Genomic DNA, 22,058 nt, shown 5'->3' with positions numbered 1-22,058 from the left:
GATGAACGACGATATCTTTCTCTCACTAATGCAGAATGCGCTGTGGACGGCGTTGTTGGTGTCGGCGCCAGCACTGCTGGTGGCCATTGTGGTCGGTTTTGGGGTTGGGCTACTGCAGGCGCTGACACAGATTCAGGATCAGACGTTGCCACAAGCCGTCAAGCTGGTTGCCGTGCTGCTGGTGCTGATCATCGCCGGGCCGCTACTGGCCGGGCCCGTCGTCAACATCACCGATCAGGTGTTGAACAACTTTCCAGCCTGGTCTCGTTGAGCCGGGCCGGCGTCGCTTATGCATTACGACGACTTCGCCCGCTTCCTGACCGATTTCGCCTATCCAATGATCGCGGCGGCAGCGGTCGGCGTGGCACGGGCGCTAGGCATGGTGCTGGTCACGCCAGCGTTTAATCGCCTGGGGCTGACCGGCATGATCCGCTCGGCAGTGGCGGTGACGATCTCGATTCCGCTGATGGTGCCGCTGTTCGATGCCATGGTGAATGCTGAACAGCTATCAAGCTTCACCCTTACCGGCATGGTCATCAAGGAGTTGCTGATTGGCGTCGTCATCGGGCTGGTCTTTGGTGTTCCGTTCTGGGCCGCGGAGGTGGCTGGCGAACTCATCGACCTGCAGCGCGGCTCAACCATGGCGCAGATACTCGATCCCATGGGCTCGACTGAATCCGGCGTTACCGCCACGTTGCTGACCGTGACTTTGCTGGCGCTGTTCTTCATTACCGGCGGCTTCATGCTGCTGCTCGGCGGCTTTTATCGCAGCTACTCGTTGTGGCCGGCGGTGAATTTCACGCCACTCATGACCAAAGCATCGGCGATGGCGCTACTTGGCCTGCTCGACCAGGTGATGCAGATTGGTGTGTTGATGATAGCGCCGCTGGTCATCGCGCTTCTGGTCGCAGATTTGATGCTCGCCTACCTCGCGCGTATGGCGCCCAACCTACACGTCTTTGACCTGTCACTCCCTATCAAGAACCTGTTGTTTGCATTCTTGATGCTGGTCTACGTCATTTTCCTGATCCCCTTTATGCTGGAGCACCTCGATGCAGCCAATCTCTATATGGAACGCCTAGAAGCTATATTGGGCGCTATGGGGGGAACGCGGTAACAGCAGGGGGGACGCGGGGTACTTTGAAAAGAGGGTATCAAAGCAGCATCACAAAGTTGCCATTAGAGTGTCACGCAGTCTCTTCAGACTGGTTTTCCGTCAGTGAAATTGGGCTTCTCGTTGCCTGCCCCATCAGCTTGCGCTAACCGTGGAGGAGTATTCGATGCGTGTCGACCCAAAAACCAACCCCAAAGCAACACCGTTGACCAGCGCCTTTGGAAATTTTGGCTTTGTCCTCGACCTGGCAAAAAAGGCGGAAGCGGGCAAAGATACTGTGGAAGCGGGCAAAACGCCGTTGATGCCGGGCAGCCAGGATTATGAGGACACGCTGAATTCACTGGCAGTGGATATGGCGGATGGCATCGATATCGACAACCGCAAGGTGTCCGCCCTGAAGGGAGACGCTGCGGATAAGTTCGAGGCGCTGGTCACCGCCGAGCTCAATGCGCAGCGCGCCGATGGCAAAAGCGCTGATCTGTCCAAGGCGATCGACAGTGCCAAGGACGCGCTGTTTGACCGCATCGGGCATGCCCTGGACAACGCAGATCGAAACGCCGACAAGGGCCTAGATGTCTTCGAGGGTTACTGGAAGCGCCATGGTGGTGAAGAGGCTGCGATCAACGCGGGCTATGACGCCTATGATGACTTTCTGGCCGATACCACGCTGACCGACAACCCTAGCTACGAAGATAACCTCAACGCTCTCGCTTCCGGGTTGGCCGGCGGCACGCTGACCGATCAACGCAAGATATTGCACCTTGACTCCTCCGATACACTGTCCCAGCTCTATAAGAATCTGATCAAGAGCAAACTGGATGAAGGTGCCACTACTGAGGAAGCGCTGAGCGAGGTCAATGATGAACTGCGTGACCGTCTCGAAAACGCTGGCGGCAAGAGTGTAGTCAATGTCTTCGACGGCTACTTCAAACGTCACGGTGGTGAAGAGGATACCAAGGCGCTGGCCGAAGAGACTTACCTGACCAATCGCGACGAAGATGACATCGCCTACGACGATACCCTGGATTCGCTTGCCAGCGACATGGCTGAAGGCATCGACATCGACAACCGCAAGGTGCGACCGCTGACAGGAGACGCCAGCGATCAGTTCAGCCAACTGGTGGAGTACCAGCTTAACCAGCAGCGTGAGCGGGGCGAGGCGCCGGATCTACAGGCAGCCATCGACGACGCCAAGGATGACCTCTTTGATCGTACCGGCAACGCGCTGAGCGATACCGACAAGGACAGCAAAGATGGGCTTGATGTGCTCAATGGTTACTGGGAGCGTCATGGTGGCAAGGATGCTGCCACCTCCGCTGGCTTCGAGGCCTACGACGACTTTCTCGCCGACACCACCGTGACGGATAACCCGAGTTATGAGGATAACCTCAACGCACTGGCCTCTGGCTTGGCGGGCAGCACGCTGACGGGGTCGCGCCAGATTCTGCATATCGAAAGCTCCGAAACGTTGTCGCAGCTCTATCAGAACCTGATCGACAGCAAGATGAGCGACGGTGCCTCCCTCGAGGACGCCACTGCCCAGGTTAACGATGACCTGCGCGAGCGGATCAGGCACGCTGCCGGAGACGACGGCAAGGCGGTTCAGAATATCTTCGACGGTTATTGGTCGAGGCACGGTGGGGAGACCAACACCCAGCGTCTCGCCGACAATGCGGAGCTGGACACAGCCCGGCGCGATCATGATCTACCGGCCTTCAGCGATGTCGATATTCAGTCGATGGAAACCAGCGAGACCGATCCGGACGACAGCTCACGCAAGCTGACCGTCAGCGAGCTGACCTGGCAGAACCTGATCGAAGAGTGGAAGACGGGGATTGAGGACGGCAGTATCGATAAAAACGATGAGCGCGCCCAGTTCTACCGTGCGCTGCGAGCCCAGGGCGCGCTTGAAAACGGCCTGGATCTGGTCGGTCTCGATATGTCGGAAGGCTTGAGTCTTGACAACGTCACCGGCGAGGATCTCTCATCCATCATCGACGGCGAGAAGCTCGATGAAAGCCTCGGCGAGCTATTCGCCTCCGAGGCGGTGCAGGAGGATTACCAGGCGACCCAGGCAGACGCGATCGACAAAGTCGCCAATAAGGACGCGATCGCTTCGCAGCTGGAGGAGACCGCCTTCAGCGAGGAGTACATCAACTACATCAACGACCTGCGCGAGAGCGGTCAGGGGGAACTCGCCGAGCAGGATATCTCGCGAACCTACAATGCACTTTCGGCGATGTTCCCGGCAACGGAAGAGAGTGACAAGGCAGCCGAGTTCGCCCAGAGCCTGCAGCTCGACTCGATGATCACCGATCTTGATGATCTGATTGCCAATCCTGATCAAATCAATGATGCCAACACCGCGACGGCCACGCAGGATGTGGTCAAGATGGTATTGACCGCGCTCAAGCGTGCCGGTGTCGATATTCCGCGGCGCACGGCGGAGACGATCGACAAGTTTGTTAACGAGTTTCTTGACGATAAGCAAACTGCTAAGAACTTCGGTAAGGCGCTGCAGGAGCTCGGGGATCGCTTCCAGAAAAATGGTTCGATCACCCAGTCGGACATCGATGGCCTGCTGAAGAACGGTGTCTACAAGGCGCTCAACGAACAGACCAACGGCGGCATGATGGCGCTGATTGGCACGCTCAACAGCAACGGCGCGTTGGGCACGACCGGCGGGCTGATCTCGCTCGCCTCGGGCATCTATCAGCTCGCAGGCGGCGCCAGCAAGCTGGCGGACAGCCACGAGGCGCGAATGGCCGTGGCCAAGGAGTTCATCAGCTTTCTGGGTGCCAGTCAGCACTTCGTCAACCTCGGCAGCAACATCTGGGACAAGGCCAAGGGCACCAACGTCAATACCATGCTGGGGCTCGACAAGACGCTGCCGCAGATATGGGCCGACGACAAGGTCAAGGGCAAGGCGCCCGCTCCTGATGCCCACACCTGGGAGCGTTTCAGCGAGAACTTCCAGCAGATCATCGACGATGCCCCGGTAGGTGATCAGAAGGCACTGGCCAAGAAGCTGGATATTTCCTATGAAGACGCTAAGAAGATAGTCGAGGGCGCCCAGAACGGATACGCCAAGAATCCGGCTCTGCCCGATGCCACGACGACGACCCGCACCGTCAGCTCTTTCCTGCGTGTGCTGGATGGCGCTGCCAACTCCGCCACTGGTGCGCTGGACATTGCCCTCGGCGGGCTGATGATCAAGCGCGGCGTGGACAGTGGCGACGGCGCTACCATCGGTCAGGGCGCCGTCACCGTCGCGGCGGGTGCCTTCGGCCTTGCCGGTGGAGCGTCATCGCTGGCGGCGCTCAAGGGCATTGCCGTCGCCCGTGCCGTCACCGGGCCGCTGTTCTGGATATCCGCCGGTCTGACGGTGGCGACGCTGCCATTCACTATTGTCCAGGATATCAAGCGCACCAACGCGCTGGAGGGGCATAAGGCTGACCTCAAGGAGCTTTTCTCGTCGCTCGATGAGGATGGCCTACTGACCGAAGACGGCCTGACCCGTTATGAGTTTCTCGAAGCGTACGTCCGGAGCTACGGTCAGCGCGATGCGCCGGACGACGAGAGCATTTTCGACTACCGCAGCGACGAGTATGAGTTCTACGTAGAGGAGGGCCATCTACCTAACTCGACCTGGGACGATTTCGAGCACGAAGATTATGCAGGTGATGGCAACAATCTCGATACGCAAATGGATAAAGGCTCGACAGTAGGTTCATAGGGTCACAGCAGCGCCATGAGCCAACAGCCCTCTGAAGAGAAATCGCTGCCGCCATCGTCGAAAAAACTTCGCGATGCGCGCAAGAAAGGCCAGGTCGCCAAGAGTGCTGACCTGGTCACCGCGATGGTGATGTTGGCCTGCACGCTTTATATCGCTATCAGCGTGAATGACATCATTGCCCGTGTGCAGGGGTTGATCGACTCGACCGCGCGACTCTATACCGAGCCGTTCGATACGCTGTGGCCACAGTTGATGACCCAGGCAGGCGAAGTACTGCTGCTCTCGGTGTTGCCGCTGGTCGGTCTAACGCTGTTGGTGATCGTGTTGACCAACATCGTGGTATTGCAGGGTTTTGTATTCTCCACAGAGCCTGTTCAACCCAAGCCTGAGAATATTGACCCGATCCAGGGGGCCAAGCGCATCTTTTCGGTACGTGGGTTGGTCGAGTTTCTTAAATCACTGTTCAAGATGGTGGCATTGGCCGTCGCGCTGGTGATTGTCTATCGTATGGGCCTTCAGTCGCTGATGGAGTCCTCACGCTGCGGCTATCCCTGCGTTCAGGGGACTTTTCTGGCTTTACTACAACCGCTGGTTATCACTGCACTGATTGCCTTCTTACTGGTTGGCGCTTTCGATGTCCTGCTCCAACGCTGGCTATTTGAGCGCGACCAGCGCATGACAAAGACCGAACAGAAGCGTGAGCGCAAGGATCAGGAAGGCGATCCGACAATGAATCAGGCGCGCCGTAAACAACGGCGCGAAATGCATGAGCTGAACGCCAAGATCGGTGTTCAGTATAGCTCGCTGATGATCGGCACCGCAGACGGTTGGCTGGTCGGCATTCGTTACGTTCGCGGCGAAACGCCAGTGCCGTTGGTGACCTGCAAGGCCTCACCCGATCAGGCCGCTAGCTTGTTGGCCAGCGCTGCGCCTCGCCGAGTCCCGCGAGTCGCCGACCCGAGGCTGGCCGAACTCATCGCCAAACGCGCGGGCAATGGCGATCCGGTGCCTGATGGTACCTTTCAGGCGGTCGCCGATATGCTGGTGGCAGCCAAGCTGATTTAGCCATCACTCGGCTGCAATCGTTTGCCATGCCACATGATTCATACGAATGACATTAAACCGGGCAACAATAAACAGGCTGTCCAACCAAACCTCTGCTTGGGAGATATCCGATGTCTACTGTAGTGTCACCTACAAGCGTAAACGCCCCCACTCAAAAAACCTCCACCTCATCCTTCGACGACCAGTTGAATATTGCCAAATCCAGTCAGGTTCTAGTGGATTATCTGAAACAGCAGGGCAAGTCGGCGATCAATGCCGATGAGCTCGCTCAGCTTGCCAACAATTCGTCAGGCGGTGTCCCTGCTGAGGTTTCGGCAGCCGCCTCTTATATGACGCGCCACACCAGTGTTTATACGGCAATCGAAACCCATGATGTCCAGGGTAAAGATGGCCTTTCCGGTGTCTGGAATTTCGAGTGGGCGGCAGACGGTGGCCTCGAAGGCACATCGGTAGAGGCGATGGCGAACATGCAGGATGTCTTTGATCGTGCCATTACGAAGTCTGCAGAAATTACCAAGTTGACTACCGAAAGCAAAACCGGATTGGATGCCACCAAACAGCGTCCGAGCAACTGAGTTTGCTTGCACGGTGAACAACTAGACGCATTAAATCGTTTGTCGAGTGGCGGATAATAAAGGCCTAGGCCTAATAAACCATCGGCGACGTAGCTGCATAAAAAAGCTCTGGTGGGTATACAGTCCTGGTAGGTATAAACCTAGCGGGTATATAGAATACCGTTAGTGATGCTTACCCTGTTCCTGGAGCTGCCTTGGATAGATTCGAAGAGATGCGCGTGTTTGCAGCGGTGGCGCAACTGGAGAGCTTTGCGGACGCCGCACGGCAGCTTGCGTTGTCGCCGCCTCGGGTTACCCGGGCGGTGGCAGCGCTTGAGGCGCGTTTGGGCGTTGCCTTGTTACAGCGCACCACAAGGCAGGTGTGCGTGACGGAGGCGGGGCGCCGGTATCTGGAGGATGCCCAGCAGGTGCTTGCTCAGCTTGCGGAGGCCGAGGCCGCTGCGACCGGCAGTTACCTTACCCCACGTGGCCTGTTGCAGGTGACCGCGCCGGTGCTGTTCGGCGAGTACTTCGTTACCCCGCAGATCGTCGATTATCTGGAGCAATACCCTGACGTGCAGGTGCGCGCTGAACTGATCGATCGACCGGTCAATCTGCAGGAGGAGGGCATCGATGTGGCGGTGCGCATCGGCCATGTGCCCCAGGATTGTCAGCACTTGACCGTGCCAGTCGGTGAGGTGCGGCAGGTAGTTTGTGCAAGCCCCGCGTGGCTGGCCGAGCACAACGAGCCAACGCACCCGCAAGAACTGGAAGCATTGCCTACCGTGGTGGCCGAAGGCGGCAACTTGAGCGGCCACTGGTGGTTCGAGGAGGAGGGCAAACGCATTGAAGTAACGCCCTCGCCACGGCTGCGCATCAGCGCTATTCATGCGGCGTTAACGGCGGTCGAGGCAGGTGCCGGGCTTACTCGGCTGCTGTCTTACCAGGTGGCTGCCAGTGAAGCCGAAGGTCGAGTACGGCGCGTGTTAACGCGTTTCGAACCAGTGGCCATTCCCATCAATATCTGGGTGACAGCGGGCCGTGGGCGTGCCGCCAGTGTGCGTACCTTCGTTGATTTTCTTGCCGAGCGGCTACGTGCCGACCCGGCGCTCGCCTACCGCAGTTAACCATGGCACTCTCCCCTGAATCACCGCTACGCTTTGAGGCCTTAAAGGCGCTTTCCGCCGTTGCCAGGCACGGCAGCGTGCAAGCCGCGGCTGAAGCGTGCAGCCAGTCGGCGGCGAAGCTCCACCGTCTGCTGCGTGCTCAGGAGCAGCATCTGGGGGTTGCTTTGGTCACTACCTCTGCCAGAGGCAGCACGTTAACGGCGGCGGGCGAGCGATTGCGCGCCTACGCCGATACGCTGATCCACGCAGTCTCCGACGCCGACACCAGTGCGCGCCAGGAGCACCGCGAGCTCAACGGCACGCTACGTTTGCAGGCGCCCCAGGCGTTGATGGAGCCACTGCTGGTGCCGTTAGTGTTGCGGCTGCAAGAGCAGCATCCTGCGCTGAAGATCTGCCTGCTGGCTGATGAATATCCCATCCGTATAGAAAGCGATGCACCGGCGCACCTACGTCTGATGCGTGGGCCGCTGCCTGCCTCCGCTTATGCCAGGCCCCTGGGTGATTTGCGCGTTGGTCTGTTTGCTAGCCCCCGTTACTTGGACAAGACCGGGCGCCCCGGTAGCCTGCAAGGCTTGGCCCGTCATGCACTTATTCACTGCCCCAGTGAAGGACAGGCGCCTGTCTGGCGCTTGTCTGAAGACTACCCGCTCCGTTTTGAGCCCAGGCTTGCCATCAGCACCAGTGCTGCTGCGCTGCGGGCTGCCATTGAAGGTGCGGGTGTCGTGTGTTGCTACCAACTGGAGGCGCGTCGCGCCTGCGAGCGGGGGCTGCTTGAACCCGTTGCTGAACCCCTCTGGCCTGCGGGACACCCTCTGGCGCTCACCTATCCCCTTGGCATCCGGGCGCCCGCCAGCGTTATGGCCTTCCTGGAACTGGCAACACCCTGGTTGCGAACGCAGTTGGTCGGCTGATTATTTCATTCAGCGCAATTTTGTATTGTTCAGTATCGCTATTCTTGCACCCCTTGATTTGGCTCAGGATAGGTGACGTCGCTTAACACATGTGACGTTCATCTATCGAGGCGCTCAATCAAGGAGATAATCACATGTCACACGCTATCAAGGTTTACCGCCACGCTCTTTCCGGCCACTGCCACCGTATCGAGCTGATGCTTTCGCTGCTCGGTTTGCCTGCCACTTTTATCGATGTTGATCTTGCCGCGGGCGAACACAAAGCGCCGCCTTTCCTGAACCTGAACGCCTTCGCGCAGGTGCCGGTGATCGATGACCAAGGGGTTATCCTGGCGGATTCCAATGCCATTTTGGTCTATCTGGAACGCCGCTATGGTGCTGGGCAGGGTGCTGGTCGCTGGTTACCGGACGATCCGTTGCTTCAAGCCCAGGTACAACGCTGGCTGTCTGTGGCGGCAGGGCCTTTGGCGAACTCCGCGATGAAGGCCCGGCTGGTGACGGTCTTTAATGCCCCTTTCGACCCTGAACCGCTGATTGCTGATGCCCATGAGCTGTTCGCGATTGTCGATGCCCACTTGGCGCATCAGCCCTTCCTGGCGAGTGAGCACGCCACGCTGGCGGAGATTTCGCTCTACAGCTACATCGCCCATGCGCCCGAAGGGAATGTCTCGCTGGAACCCTACCCGCATATCCGTGCTTGGCTGCAGCGTATCGAGGCGCTGGAAGGGTTTGTACCCATGAAGGTGACCAAGGTGGGGCTGGTGCGCTAGGCCAGCCGATATAGCATTTCAAATCGGTGCGGGCGGACTGCTCGCGAGGAGTCTAGGGTGAATAACGACGTCACCAGCAGCCCATGGCATGAAGGCGAGCTTGCCTTGCAGCGCGTGGTCGGCGTGGAAAAACAGATGGCGGAGGTGGGCCGCAAGGTGATGCGTCCCTTTCTAACGCCACAGCTGCAGCACTTCTTTCCCCAGTTGCCCTTTGTGGCGGCAGCAGCGGTGGATCATGACGGCTGGCCTTGGGTCACGCTGCTGGAGGGTGCGCCGGGCTTTGTTCATGCGCCGGACGAGTCACGGCTCGATTTAGCATTAACGCCGCCTGTGGATGACCCTCTTGCACCGCTACTTAACAGCGGCACCAGCATTGGCCTATTGGGCATTGAGCTACACACGCGCCGTCGTAACAGGGTCAACGGTGTATTGCGGGGCTCAGCAAGCCAATGGCAGTTGGAAGTGACTCACGCCTTCGGTAACTGCCCCCAGTATATTCACGACTGGTCGGCGATGAGGCCGGTGCAGCCCCAGCCGGGCCCCGCGCTAATCAAGCGTGACGCGATCCTCGATCAGTTGCCAGAGCCGGTGCTGGCGCATATCGACCGGGCGATCACCTCCTTCGTGGGTAGTTACGCGCATACCGACCAGGGCGTCCAGGTGGATGCCTCTCATCGCGGAGGGCAACCGGGGTTCATTCGGCGTCAGGGAAGTGATCTGATTCTGCCTGATTTTGCAGGCAATCGATTCTTCAACACCTTAGGTAACGTGCTGGCCAGCGGGCGCGCGGCCTTGGTGATACCGGACTTTGCCAGCGGGAATGTGCTGCATCTGACCGGCGAAGCGCGGCTTGTGGACGAGGAGACCGCTGGAGCGCGTTATCCTGGCGCTGAACGCTACTGGTGCCTGACGCCGCGGCATATCGTTTGGCGACCAAGGGCCTTGCGCTGGCGTAGTCATGCAGGTGCCGTGGCCGTTGAGGCGGCACCCCATGGGCCCTGGCAAGCGCTTGCGCCTTCCACTCAACAGCGGGTTCAGGTGGCCGCCGTGGTGCAGGAGACACCTGAGATCCGCTCTTTCTATTTGAAGAGTGCCCGACAAGACAAGGTGCTGGCGCCCTTCAACGCGGGCCAGTTTATTACGTTACACGTGCCGCGCCTGGATGGCACGGCGTTGGTACGCAGCTATACGCTTTCGGGTGACAGCCAGCAGGCCGGTTATCGTATCAGTGTGAAGGCCGAGGGTGAAGGCTCGCACTACGTGCACAGTGCGCTTCAGGTGGGTATAGAACTAGCTGTGAGTATGCCAACGGGATCATTCACTGCAGAGGCTAGTGGCTCCGAGCGTGCTCACTGGGTATTGCTGGGTGGCGGTATCGGTATTACACCGCTGGTGAGCCTGGCCCATGAGTTGACCGGCGCAGGACGGGGGCCGGTCACCCTAATTCAGAGCGTGCGCGAGGCTGCCGAGGCCCCTTTCAGTGATGAACTACGTGACCTGGAAGCTCAAGGGCTACGTTTACAACGCCATGTGACGGGCGCAAAAGCAGTACCCAACGACTGGCGGGCTGGTCGGGTGTCGCTGGCAGAGGCGCTTACCGGAGAGGCGCTGGAGGAGGTACTCCTTTATCTTTGCGGCCCTGCCGCCTTTGTAGAGCGCTATCATCAAGAAGCGCTGGAGCTCGGACTCATGCCCGCGCAGATACACACAGAAGCGTTTGGCCCCTCGGCGCTGGCGCAAACATATACGGTCCCCACCGCTGAACAGCCGGTAGAAGTCAGCTTTGCCAGCCCCAGCGCGGTGACCCACTGGCAGCCGGGTGAAAGCTTGCTGGAAACCGCTGAAAAAGCGGGGCTTCAACCTGCCTATGGGTGTCGTAGCGGTAGCTGTGGCGAGTGCGCTTGCACGCTGGTGCAAGGGGAGGTTACCTACCCAGATGGCATCTCAGCGCCAGATGGGGAAATACTGCTGTGCAGCGCCCGCCCAGCAGCGCACTCGGGGGAGATAGCCATCACGCTGTCTAACGGTTAACTGTGCCGCAATCGATTAAAAGGTTCCTGGATAGGCGCCGCCGTCTAGCAGGATATTCTGTCCTGTTAGATAACCTGCATGCTCGCTGCACATAAAGGCGCAGAAGGCGCCAAACTCCTCGGCGGTGCCGAATCGCCGTGCAGGAACCCCTTGGGCTCGCTGCTCGCGTACCTGTTCGATAGTTTGCTGACTCTTCTCGGCGACATTTTTGAAGTTGCCGCGCAGGCGGTCGGTATCAAAGGAGCCGGGCAGTAGGTTGTTGATCGTGACGTTGTGCGAGGCGAGTTGCGGCTGGCGTGCAAGCCCCGCGACGAAGCCGGTTAGCCCGCTGCGCGCGCCGTTGGATAGCCCAAGAATATCGATGGGGGCTTTTACCGCGCCCGAGGTGATATTGACCACGCGGCCAAAGCCGTTGGCGGCCATATGGTCTACCGTGGCCTTGATCAGCTCAATAGGCGTGATCATGTTGGCATCCACGGCCTGTATCCACGCCTCCCGATCCCAGTCGCGAAAATCACCCGGCGGCGGCCCGCCATTATTGTTGATCAGAATATCGACCTGCGGACAGGCGGCCAGTAGCGCCTCGCGTACCTCCTCGCGCCCGATATCCCCAGCCACAGGGCGAACTTCGATGGCTGGATTAAGGGCCCGCAACGCGTCGGCGGTCTTTTCGAGCACCTCGGCATTGCGTGAATTAATGGCCAGGTTGACGCCCTCTTTGGCCAGCGCTTCGGCGCAGCCTCGCCCCAACCCTTTGCTCGCTGCGCATACCACGGCCCAGCGTCCCGCGATTCCAAGATCCATACCATGTACTCCTGTGTGTTCGATATTTGCGCTCAACGTGACGAATAGCCACCGTCTACCGGTAATAGTACGCCCGTTATAAAGTTAGCGCCCGGTGAAGCCAAGAACAGCGCTGGCCCAGCGAGGTCGTCGGGTTTGCCCCAGCGGCCCATGGGCGTGCGTCCGACGAGTTCCGCCGAGCGTTCGCTGTTCTGGGTGAGTGCTGCCGTCAAGTCGGTGGCAATCCAACCTGGCGCAAGGGCATTGACGCGAATACCATCGCTGGCCCAGGCGATCGCCAACGACCGTGTGAGTTGGGCCACGCCGCCCTTGGAAGCAGAGTAGGCCGGGGCATGGCCGCTGCCAAAAAACGACAGCATAGAGGCGGTGTTGATAATGCAGCCACCCGCTGCCTTGAGAGCTGCATGCGCGGCATGGCAACAGCGCTGTGTACCGTTTAGGTTGATGTCGATGACCTCAGCAAAGCCTTTGGGTGTGAACTCCTTGCCGTCACGCTGGATGACGCCAGCGCAGTTCACCAGCACATCCAATGTTGGGAACGCCGCGAAGAAGCGCTCAACCTGGGCCGGGTCACGCACATCGAGTTGGTGTCGGTCGGTTACGTCTTCGGCTTGCTGTTCGCTCTTAGGCTCGATGCCGGTGACGTGGACTTCGTCACCCTGGGCGGCAAACGCCAGCGCGATCGCCCGACCAATGCCGGTAGTCCCGCCAATAACGATAACAGTGTTCATATCGCTCCTTTTTAGAACGTGAAAAGGGGGTTAGGTCGCAAAATGGGTCGGTTAAGCTGAGGTAGCTGACGCACGTGTCTGCCAGGCCGAGCGAACGCTGGAGACGATAATGGCCAGCCACACCAGCAATGCGAGCCCACCCAACATGGCGGCGATGGGGCGTTCGAAGAGCACTAGCAGTTCGCCATTGGCTTTGATCATTGAGCGCATAAAGTTGCTCTCCACTACCGGGCCGAGAATCACTGCCAGGATCATGGGGCCGATAGGGAAGTCGTTCTCCACCAGAAAATAGGCCAGCAGGCCCAGCCCAAGCATCAGCCAGACATCCAGCAGGCTGTTGTTGGCAGCGAAGGCGCCTACGATACAAAACAGCAAAATCAGCGGGTAAAGCACGCTGGAGGGCACCGCAAGGATATGGCGCGCGCCGCGTATAGCGAGCAGGCCAAGAGGTAACAACAGCAGGTTAGCCAGGATAAACACGATGAAAATGGCGTTGACCAAGGTGGCGCTGGAAGTGAAAACGTCTGGCCCTGGCGTAATGCCTTTCATCATCAGTACACCGATAATAATGGCGGTGATAGTGTCGCCTGGGATGCCAAACACCAGGGCGGGAATGTAGGCACCCGAGAGTGCTGCATTATTCGCCGAGCTGGCCGCGACCAGCCCTTCGGGATGCCCGGTGCCATACTTCTCGGGCGTGCGCGAGAGCTTGCGCGACAAGGCGTAGCTGATCCACGAAGCGATATCGGCACCCGCACCGGGCAGTGCGCCGATCAGCGTGCCAAGTACGCCACTGCGTGCGATCCCTGCCTTGTATTGCCACATCAGGCCGCCCACACCGCTAAAAGGCTTCTCCACTGGAGGGGGCGGTGGAAAGTGGGTGTGGCCAATTTCGGGCATGCGCCGCAGTAGCTCGGCGACGGCAAACAGGCCTATCAATACTGGTAGAATTGAGATGCCGCTGAGCAGATCAGAGATACCGAAGGTAAAACGGATCTGGCCTGAAACTGAGTCCATGCCCACCATGGCGATTAACAGGCCGATGAGCATTGAAATTGCACCTTTAAGCGGGTCCGCGCCGGATACCAGTACGGCGCAGGAAAGCCCGAGCAGTGCCAGCCAGAAGTACTCGTCGCTGGTAAAGCGAAGTGCGAAGTCGGCGACCAGTGGAGCGAAAAACGCCAGAATTGCCACCCCGATGAGCCCGCCAACGACCGAACACGCCAAGTTGACGCCGAGCGCCTGGCCGATCTTGCCCTGACGGCCCATCAGGTAGGCTTCTTCGGTATAAGCCGCCGAGGCGGGGGTGCCGGGGATGCGTAGTAAGGCACCGGGGATGTCGCCGGCTACGATGGCCATCGCCGTGGCGGCCACGATAGCGCTGATCGCCGGGAGCGGCTCCATGAAAAAGGTTACCGGGACGAGTAAGGCGGTGGCCATGGTCGCAGTCAGGCCAGGAATGGCGCCGATCAGCAGGCCGAATAGCGAAGCGCCGAGGATCACCGCGAGGACATCCCAGGCGAACACCATGCCTAACGCTGCTTGTAGTTCCGCCATTAGTAGATCACCTCTTCGAGAATGCCCAGATCAAGCGGCACGTGCAGCAACAGGGCGAAAACACTCCATACCACCGCACTTGCCACAATGGCGACGATAACGGCCATCCCCCAGCGGCCGTCAGACAACCAGCCAATCAATAATGCGAGCATTAAGGGCGCTACCAGCGGGAAGCCGAGCAGCGGTGTTAGCAACACGTAACCAGCAACGGCGGCGATAACAGCGAGCAGGCATGTCAAGGTGCGCGACAGCGTCACCTGCCCCTGCCAAATGAACAGTGCTCCACGCTGCTGCCAGCCACGCAGAGACAGTAGCAGGCCAAGCCCAACCAGAAAGGTGCCGATGATGGTGGGAAAAGTGCCGGCCCCGTAGGGCTGGCGCGCTAACGGCGGGAAATCCTTGGAGGCCCATATAGTAACGGCGCCAAGCAGCGCCATTACCAGCCCCAGCAAGAGGTCGTTGATGCGCATGGTGTTATTCTGCCAGGCCCAACTTATTGATTATCTCGCCGTTGTTTTCGTCGGCTTCAGCCATGAAGTTGCGAAAGCCTTCCGGACCTTCCCACTGCATGCCGAAGCCCTGATTGGTCATGAACTCCTGGAATTGGTCAGATTCATAGACGGCTTCTGCGGCCTCGGCCAGAGTATCGACCACATCATCGGGCAGTCCTGCGGGGCCGATCAAGCCACGCCAAGTACCTGCCGCCCACTCATCGCCAGTGACTTCTTCAGCAGTGGGGATGTCAGGGAAAGCATCAAGACGCTCGTTGGCGAACACAGCAAGCGTTCTCACGCGCTTCGCGTCGCGCATGGATTCAGCCTCAGGCAGCGAGGAGAACACGAAATCCACGCCACCGGCGGCGAGTTCCTGGAGGCCCGGGGCAGCGCCTTCGCTCGGGACGAGTGAAACGGTGTTGGGATCAATACCCTGCTGGTTCAGAAAACCCGCGAATGCTAGGTGATAGGCGGCACCTGGCGCAGAGCCTGAGACAGTGTATTCGTTGGGATTGGCTTCAATGTCTTGAAGGGCACTGTCTAGATCTTCCCAGTCTGATTCGGCGCTGACGTTAAATGCCGCGGCGTCGAGATTGATCAACGCAATCGGCGACAGATCCTCATACGAGATTTGAGAGCTGCCAATGTGTCGATAGGTGGTGATCTCGGCGGTCACCAGGCCAAGGGTATAGCCATCCGGCTCGGCGTTGGCCATGACCGTGTGACCCACCACGCCGGCGCCGCCGGTGCGGTTGACCACATTGACCGTTTGACCAAGCTCTTCCTGCAACCCGTTGGCCAATTGGCGGGCCACTGCATCGGTGCCGCCGCCCGCTGACCAGGGGACGATCAGTTCAATCGGTTTTTCGGGGTAGTCGGCTTGGGCAGTGCCGATGGATAAGGCGAAGGCGGCCAGGCTGATGGTTACGGCTAGCGGGGTTTTGTTGAATATCATGAGGGTGCTCCTGTCGTGTTTTTGTTGTTGGCGTTAGGGCCTTAATTCATGCGTTGGGTTTTTAAGGGAACATCTCGCTTTAGCGAATGAACCGGTCGACATAGTCACGGCCAAGCCCACAGCTTTCATAGTGCTTGCGGCACATGTCGACCTTGGTGAAGACATCTTCGAACCCGAGGTGCTTGCCCCATGGGTCAACGTAATACATGACACCGTTGACCTGAAAGAGCGTGATCATTTCCTCGACATCCTCGTCGACGACCAGGGTGTGGGTCTCACCTGGAGGCTCGTAGACATAGCTACCCTCGGTAGCCACCCAGTCATGTTCGAGATACCGCCATTTGCCTTTGAGCACCATGCCATGCACCGGGTTGGGGTGACGGTGGCGGCTGAGCACTCCAGACTTGCGGACACGCAGTAGGTTGACCCAGTAGCCCTGGGACACGTTCAGACACAGCGGACGGAAATCAACGTTTTCCGCTTGCGGCACCCAGATACGTTCATCCTGGGGAAGGGCGTGCGGCTCGACAATTTCTAGAGCGGCCTCAGCGGGTTGCGGATATTGGTAAGGCATCCGCTGATGATCATCAGCTTGAACCGGCATATTCCCTCCGTCCACAATGTGGACATAAAGATCATAATATGGACAATATGTTCTCAAGGTAAGAGCCAGGGCGAGATGCGTCAATTGACCGTGACGGATTACTGGTTAGACATTCGTATTATTTGAAGAGGCGATTAATGACGGCTGACGACGAAGAGCGAGTGCCGCGGCCCAACGTCCAGGGTGCCGCCGCGGTGACCAAAGGACTGCGCCTGCTGCAAGTGATAGCTGAGCTTGGCGTTGACGCGACCATCCGTAACATCCAGGCACGCCTGGGAATGCCCCGGCCTACGGTCTACCGGTTGCTGAACACGCTCGAACAGGAGCGGTTTGTCGAACGTAACCCTTTAGGTGGAGAGTACGTACTGGGTCGCGAGTTGCTGCGTCTCACTCATCAATCGCTGGCGCGGAGCAGCTTGCAGGAACGCGCTCGGGCCACTTTACGCGCCATTGGTAAGCAGACCGGTGAAACGGTGCACTTGGGCGTACCATTTGGCTGCCATATGACTTTCGTTGATAAGGTGGAATCGCCCGAAGCGGTGCGCATGGCTTCGTATATCGGCATGCCAGTGCCAATGCATTCTACTTCGGTAGGTAAGGCTTATCTCGCCGCCCTCGACGAGGCAACCCGTGAGCAGTATCTGGCTCAATTGACCTTAGAGCCTGTCACACATCGCACCTGCACGACGCTTGAGGCGTTACGCAATGAACTCACGCTGACGCGAGAACGTGGTTACGCAATCGATGACCAGGAAAATGAACTAGGCATTATCTGCTTCGGTCAGGCAGTTCGCGGCGCCGATGGTCGCGTTGAAGGGGCTATCAGCGTCAGCGTGCCACGCTATCGACTGCCTGATGATGGGCATCAACGTATATTGGAGTGTATCCATTCGCTATGCAGTGACGCTGGCTTGGTGTAGTGCCTTGGCTTAAGGCGTAATGAGCATTAATTAAATAGAGTGTAGTGCTGTAGGCAAGTCGTGATTAGCTAATATTATTGCGAAATGCCTAAGTCTCTTCGGTAATGGCACTCGCGTAAGCAGTGCCCTCCCAGCGGCGCACTCGGGGAGGTTAAATATCATGATTGTGTAGTCGGTAGCTATGGGGGTAAAAAATTCGATTAGCTTGCTAACATCAGTCTATCATGCTGATTCAATTTTGCGATCCTTACGGCTAGCTCATGGATATACTGGATAAACGTGCTTTCTATTTGTTGGAGGTGAACAGCTGTGGCGGTATTCGCGCAGCGGCAGAGCATCTGCATATCAACCCTTCCGTGGTGAGCCGCCAAGTACGAGGCCTCGAACGAGACTTGGGTATGGCGCTGCTAGAACGGCAGGGGCGTCATGTCATGCTGACGGAAGCGGGCCAATTGGTGGTGGATAGTTTTCTAGCTCAGCGGCGGTTGAACTCAGAGCTGGGGGATACGCTGTCTCGTCTGCGTAACATGCAGGCGGGGAAAGTGGTGGTATCTGTGGGTGATGGCTTTGTGGATAGCTTCATCAATTACGTGATGCGACGGGTTTCGAAGCAGTATCCAGATGTACTGATCGAGATAAAAACAGGTATTTACTATCCACGAGAACCCCATGAAATGGTGGCTAACGACGAGGTTGATATTGCTATTACCTATGGTCCAGTTTCTGATCCGAGGCTCATTGTGCACTCTTTTGAGCGAGGGCCGCTGTGTGCTCTGGTTGCAGTGTTTCATCCCCTCGCCAGTCAGGAAAGTGTTTCGGTGGCGGAGCTATTAAAACATAAGCTAATTTTTCTACCGGATGTGTCGGGGTCGCAGCAATTCGTCAATGCTCTGTTTAGCGCCGCTGGGCAACCGGCAACGCCTAGCTATCGCTGCAATTTGCACTCCGTATCCCGACGCATGGCGAGTGCTGGCATTGGAGTGTCATTTATGACAGCGGCGGCTGCGCGCAATGAAATAGAGTCTGGGTTACTTAAAGCGGTTCCCATTCAGCATCCTATGGCTGCCAGCAGTCAGGGCAACCTAGTGCGCCGAGTCGGCAGAAGGCTGTCGCCTGCTGCCGACTATCTGTGGAAACTTATGCTGACAATGCAGTGATGCTTAGCGGCATCAGTTAGCCATCATGTAAACGCCGGGGCCAATCGGCCATCCCATGGCTAGCCAGAACATCAGAAACGCAGACCAGGCGATCAAGAAGCTCAAGGCAAGTGGAAGCATGGTGGCGATGAGCGTGCCTAATCCCATATCAGGCTTGTAGCGCTGCATATACACCAGGGCGACCGAGAAGTAGGGGCTCATTGGGGAAATGATGTTGGTACTAGAATCACCGATGCGGAACATCGCCAATACAAAGGCGGGATCAAAGTCGATCATCATTAGCATGGGTACGAAGACCGGCGCCATTAATGCCCACTGTGCCGAGCCACTGGTCATAAAGACGTTAAGTACCGCGCTCATCGCAATAAACGCACCTACTAGCGGAAGCCCAGTAAACCCGGTGCTTTGTAGAATGTTTGAGCCTTCAATGGCAATGTACTGACCAAGCTCCGACCAACGGAAGTAGGCAATAAATTGCGAAATGGCAAAGAACAGCACGAGGGTGGGTGCCAGATCGCTAGCTGACTCGGCCATGTGTTTGGGCACGTCACGGCTACTGGTGATCTTGCTGGTAGTGATGCCATAAACCAGCCCAATAGTGACGAAGTAGATAAACATAAGCGGCACCAGCGAGCGTAGGAACGGTGATGGAATCAGGCCGCCCTCTTCATTACGCAGTGGCGATGCCTCCGGTACCACGGCTATTAGCACCAGCGCGAGATAAAGCAAAGTGGCAATGCCGACATGCTTGAGGCCTCGCTTTTCTGCCTCAGTCAATTCTGGTTTGACGATATCAGTTTTAAAGTCCTTGCCCATCGGCAGGGTACGTTGAAGTCTGGGCTCCACTATTTTATCGACAATCAAGGTGCCCATAGTCGCAAGTACAAATACTGAGCAGGCCACGAAATAGTAGTTGTCGATCGGTGACACATAGGCTTCAGGGTTGACTAAACGCGCAGCGTCAGTGGTAATGCCGGCAAACAGTGCGTCCCCTACGGTAATGAAGAGGCTAGCATCAAACCCCGCTCCAGCGGCAGCGTAGGCAGCTGCTGCACCGGCAATCGGATGTCGCCCAACCGAGTAGTACACCATAGCCGCTAAGGGAATTAAGATTAGGTAGTTGGCGTCTGATGCGATGCTGCCGCAAATGCCGGCCATAAATACACAGAAGGTAAGCAGAGAGGGTGGCGCTTTCGCCACACTGACCTGCATCAACGTTGACATCAGGCCGACTTTATCCGCCAAGCCAATGCCAAACATGACGACTAGAATCAGTCCCAGTGGGGGGAAGTTGACAAAGTTACTGACCACACTGGTCAACATGAACTCGATCCCATCCGATGAGAGCAGGCTGCGAACGTAAACCTCTGCATCGGTTTGGGGATTAATCGCAGAAACACCCAAGGTAGCGAGTATGGCGGAAATCATCACGACAATAGCCGCTAGAATGGTAAACAAAATAAAGGGGTGGGGCAGCTTATTGCCCACTCGTTCTATAGAAGAGAGTACGCCTTGCATCATTTTGACCCTTATTTTTAAACGTTATTTTTAAACCTGATGGCTTGGTAAAGGACTATTAGTAAGTGGGTTTTTAGTGCTTGGTTAGCAGTTCTTTGGCTAGGGCTACGAACATTCCGCCTGCCACTGGTAGGATTTGATCATTGAAGTCATAACGCTCGTTGTGCAGGTAAGCACCTTCGCCGTTGCCGACAAAAAAGAAGCAGCCAGGTACTTCCTGGAGATAAAAAGCAAAGTCCTCCGCGCCCATGGTGGGCATATAGTCCAACTGCTGAATATCATTGCTCACGGTGTGCTTGGTGGCTATAGACAGCACTCGTTCCGACCAGGCTTGATCATTGACTAGCGGGGGGACTTGGTGCAGGTGCTCCATATGGTAATAAGCACCATGCGCTGCACAAACACCTTGGGTCACTTGCTCAAGTTTTCCCGCCAATGCTTCTCGGGAAGAGGGTCGGTCGCTACGAATATTAACCAGTAGCTCGGCGTGGCCGGGAATAACGTTGGCAGCATCGCCAGCATGGAAGGAAGCTACTGTAATAACGCCCGCTTCCAGTGGCGATTTATGACGCCCTACCAGCCCCTGCAACTGTTGCACCAGCGATGAACCTATATAAATAGGATCTACCGCCAGGTGCGGCATGGCTGCGTGGCCAGAGACGCCTTCTATAGTGACTTTATAAGTGTCGTTTCCTCCCATTGCCGGGCCAGGTTTAACGAACAGCTGACCGGCAGGAAAGCCTGGGCGGTTATGGTAGCCAAACACGGCGTCCACTTGTGGGTTTTGTAGCACGCCCGCTTTAACCATTAAATCGGCACCGTTTCCACCTTCTTCGCCCGGCTGAAACAGCAGTTTGATATGGCCGCACAGCTCGTCCTGCATTGCCATCATAGTTTCTGCGGCAAGCAGCAGTGTGGCGGTATGTCCATCGTGGCCGCAGGCGTGCATTAGACCTTCTCGCTGGGAACGGTGGGCAAAGGCGTTGGTTTCATTAATCGGCAGTGCGTCCATATCGGCACGAAAAGCAAGCACGGGCCCTTCCCGACCTGTATCCAGTTCCGCCATGACACCAGTGGTGGCGATGCCTTCCGTTACTTGATAACCAAGTTCGCTAAGCCGCTTGGCAACGAGTCTCGCAGTATCGTTTTCTTGGAATTTAAGCTCTGGGTTCTGGTGAAGCTTATGCCGCAGTTCGGTGGCTTCATGCAGTTGCTGTTTTGAAAATACTTGCTCTGAAAACATGTCCTGTCCTTGCCGTTATCGATGTATTTTTTGGCGCTTTTACGTTAAGCGACTTGGCAGGCAGAAAAGAGGCAGTTGAGTAACGAGTTTGTTGCTTTGAAAGCAACATTGGTGGGGGAAGTGACCCCTTGCATAGTTGCACAAGCTATAGCGCAGTGTTCAGGGAGACGAGGATTAGCGACGAACCTATCGTCAAACGTTGAACGACCAAACGACAAGCCGCGGTGATGATGGATATTTTAAAGGCAAAACCACGGCCGTAGGGTGGCTCATGAGTATTCGCTCAGTGTCTCCGAAGTCGATGGTGGGGTCGAAGAGAACCAGCGCAACATAGCGAATGGTTTCCGAGCATGCCCGAAGGATTTCTGTGGACAGTATGAATCCGAGCGGCGGGAGCCAGGGAGACTCCGGGCGAGGCCCTGCATACCGAAGCACGAAGCGTTCCATGCTCTTGTCGAAGTGGTTGCCATGGATGCCTTCTTAGAGGCCACTATTACTACCAAAGTATACCGTGATGATTGAGGCCCTATGAGCTATCGTGTGCATTGTGGTATGCAAAGGTATTCAAAAGTATTCGTTTGCAGGTGTTAGCTTGATTAGCACTCTTGGTTTGTTTGGCCTGAGGACGACGGATGACCTCATGTGTAAAAACGTGGCCGAAGGGGCTGATAAGAAGGTGTTGGCGTGTGAACTACCTGCTGATGAGGTGACGTTTGCCGATGCGCCCGTAGTGATTATTAGACAGCCAAAACACGGCCTTTGAGTCG

General features: G+C 57.3%; 20 protein-coding genes. 12 read left to right on the top strand and 8 right to left on the bottom strand.

Going from position 1 to position 22,058, the window contains the following annotated elements; translation table 11 throughout:
* Position 1: 1 nt before the first annotated feature.
* From sctS to E0L35_RS14950, 9 genes are all read left to right on the top strand, one after another.
* Positions 2-271, top strand: coding sequence for a type III secretion system export apparatus subunit SctS (gene sctS / locus E0L35_RS14990; RefSeq protein WP_138800710.1), 270 nt, complete (start codon positions 2-4; stop codon positions 269-271).
* A gap of 18 nt (positions 272-289) precedes the next feature.
* Positions 290-1,117: a type III secretion system export apparatus subunit SctT gene (gene sctT / locus E0L35_RS14985; protein ID WP_138800709.1), complete on the top strand. Its 828-nt coding sequence runs from the start codon at positions 290-292 to the stop codon at positions 1,115-1,117.
* Between the two features lie 163 nt (positions 1,118-1,280).
* Positions 1,281-4,850, top strand: a complete 3,570-nt coding sequence (locus E0L35_RS14980; RefSeq protein WP_138800708.1) for a hypothetical protein — start codon at positions 1,281-1,283, stop codon at positions 4,848-4,850.
* A 15-nt stretch (positions 4,851-4,865) separates the two neighbouring features.
* The gene (locus E0L35_RS14975) at positions 4,866-5,915 is read left to right on the top strand and encodes an EscU/YscU/HrcU family type III secretion system export apparatus switch protein (protein ID WP_138800707.1); all 1,050 of its coding nucleotides are present in this window, start codon (positions 4,866-4,868) and stop codon (positions 5,913-5,915) included.
* 110 nt (positions 5,916-6,025) lie between these two features.
* Positions 6,026-6,490 (top strand): hypothetical protein, encoded by a 465-nt coding sequence (locus E0L35_RS14970; protein ID WP_035581462.1) that lies wholly within the window; start codon positions 6,026-6,028, stop codon positions 6,488-6,490.
* A 194-nt stretch (positions 6,491-6,684) separates the two neighbouring features.
* Complete coding sequence (locus tag E0L35_RS14965; protein ID WP_138800706.1) at positions 6,685-7,596, top strand: LysR family transcriptional regulator; 912 nt, start codon at positions 6,685-6,687, stop codon at positions 7,594-7,596.
* A 2-nt stretch (positions 7,597-7,598) separates the two neighbouring features.
* A complete protein-coding gene (locus E0L35_RS14960; protein WP_138800705.1) occupies positions 7,599-8,507 on the top strand; it encodes a LysR family transcriptional regulator in 909 nt (302 codons plus the stop codon).
* Positions 8,508-8,641: 134 nt separating this feature from the next.
* Positions 8,642-9,277 carry a glutathione S-transferase gene (locus tag E0L35_RS14955; protein WP_138800704.1) on the top strand — a complete coding sequence of 212 codons (636 nt, stop codon included), beginning with the start codon at positions 8,642-8,644 and terminating at the stop codon, positions 9,275-9,277.
* A gap of 57 nt (positions 9,278-9,334) precedes the next feature.
* Positions 9,335-11,308 (top strand): pyridoxamine 5'-phosphate oxidase family protein, encoded by a 1,974-nt coding sequence (locus tag E0L35_RS14950; RefSeq protein WP_138800703.1) that lies wholly within the window; start codon positions 9,335-9,337, stop codon positions 11,306-11,308.
* 15 nt (positions 11,309-11,323) lie between these two features.
* Here E0L35_RS14950 and E0L35_RS14945 read toward each other — a convergent pair whose 3' ends face one another.
* The 6 genes from E0L35_RS14945 to E0L35_RS14920 all read right to left on the bottom strand — a co-directional run bounded on the left by E0L35_RS14945 (position 11,324) and on the right by E0L35_RS14920 (position 16,453).
* On the bottom strand, positions 11,324-12,112 hold the full coding sequence (locus E0L35_RS14945) for an SDR family oxidoreductase (protein WP_138800702.1): 789 nt from the start codon (positions 12,110-12,112) through the stop codon (positions 11,324-11,326).
* Positions 12,113-12,144: 32 nt separating this feature from the next.
* Positions 12,145-12,843, bottom strand: coding sequence for an SDR family oxidoreductase (locus E0L35_RS14940; RefSeq protein WP_138800701.1), 699 nt, complete (start codon positions 12,841-12,843; stop codon positions 12,145-12,147).
* A gap of 51 nt (positions 12,844-12,894) precedes the next feature.
* Positions 12,895-14,400 (bottom strand): tripartite tricarboxylate transporter permease, encoded by a 1,506-nt coding sequence (locus E0L35_RS14935; protein ID WP_138800700.1) that lies wholly within the window; start codon positions 14,398-14,400, stop codon positions 12,895-12,897.
* Positions 14,400-14,870 carry a tripartite tricarboxylate transporter TctB family protein gene (locus E0L35_RS14930; RefSeq protein ID WP_022521400.1) on the bottom strand — a complete coding sequence of 157 codons (471 nt, stop codon included), beginning with the start codon at positions 14,868-14,870 and terminating at the stop codon, positions 14,400-14,402. Before E0L35_RS14930 ends, E0L35_RS14935 begins: the two co-directional genes overlap by 1 nt.
* A 4-nt stretch (positions 14,871-14,874) precedes the next feature.
* Positions 14,875-15,849 (bottom strand): tripartite tricarboxylate transporter substrate binding protein, encoded by a 975-nt coding sequence (locus E0L35_RS14925; protein ID WP_022521401.1) that lies wholly within the window; start codon positions 15,847-15,849, stop codon positions 14,875-14,877.
* 79 nt (positions 15,850-15,928) lie between these two features.
* Entirely contained in the window at positions 15,929-16,453 is a 525-nt protein-coding gene (locus E0L35_RS14920) for a 2,4'-dihydroxyacetophenone dioxygenase family protein (RefSeq protein WP_138800699.1), read from the bottom strand.
* 137 nt (positions 16,454-16,590) lie between these two features.
* Between E0L35_RS14920 and E0L35_RS14915 the strand changes: the two genes are divergently transcribed.
* On the top strand, positions 16,591-17,373 hold the full coding sequence (locus E0L35_RS14915) for an IclR family transcriptional regulator (protein ID WP_022521403.1): 783 nt from the start codon (positions 16,591-16,593) through the stop codon (positions 17,371-17,373).
* A gap of 260 nt (positions 17,374-17,633) precedes the next feature.
* Entirely contained in the window at positions 17,634-18,530 is an 897-nt protein-coding gene (locus E0L35_RS14910) for a LysR family transcriptional regulator (RefSeq protein WP_138800698.1), read from the top strand.
* A gap of 12 nt (positions 18,531-18,542) precedes the next feature.
* Here E0L35_RS14910 and E0L35_RS14905 read toward each other — a convergent pair whose 3' ends face one another.
* Together E0L35_RS14905 and E0L35_RS14900 are read right to left on the bottom strand one after the other, a co-directional pair.
* Positions 18,543-20,051 carry an AbgT family transporter gene (locus E0L35_RS14905; protein WP_249362146.1) on the bottom strand — a complete coding sequence of 503 codons (1,509 nt, stop codon included), beginning with the start codon at positions 20,049-20,051 and terminating at the stop codon, positions 18,543-18,545.
* Positions 20,052-20,121: 70 nt separating this feature from the next.
* Positions 20,122-21,291 (bottom strand): amidohydrolase, encoded by a 1,170-nt coding sequence (locus E0L35_RS14900; RefSeq protein WP_022521406.1) that lies wholly within the window; start codon positions 21,289-21,291, stop codon positions 20,122-20,124.
* A 640-nt stretch (positions 21,292-21,931) separates the two neighbouring features.
* Here E0L35_RS14900 and E0L35_RS26870 point away from each other — a divergent pair.
* Positions 21,932-22,054, top strand: coding sequence for a hypothetical protein (locus E0L35_RS26870; RefSeq protein ID WP_283241540.1), 123 nt, complete (start codon positions 21,932-21,934; stop codon positions 22,052-22,054).
* Positions 22,055-22,058 lie beyond the last annotated feature (4 nt).

It is taken from the genome of Halomonas sp. ATBC28 (assembly GCF_005937175.1).
Classification (GTDB): domain Bacteria; phylum Pseudomonadota; class Gammaproteobacteria; order Pseudomonadales; family Halomonadaceae; genus Vreelandella; species Vreelandella titanicae.
The sequence above is the reverse complement of the archived record's forward strand: the minus strand, read 5'-3'. Positions and strand labels throughout refer to the sequence as shown.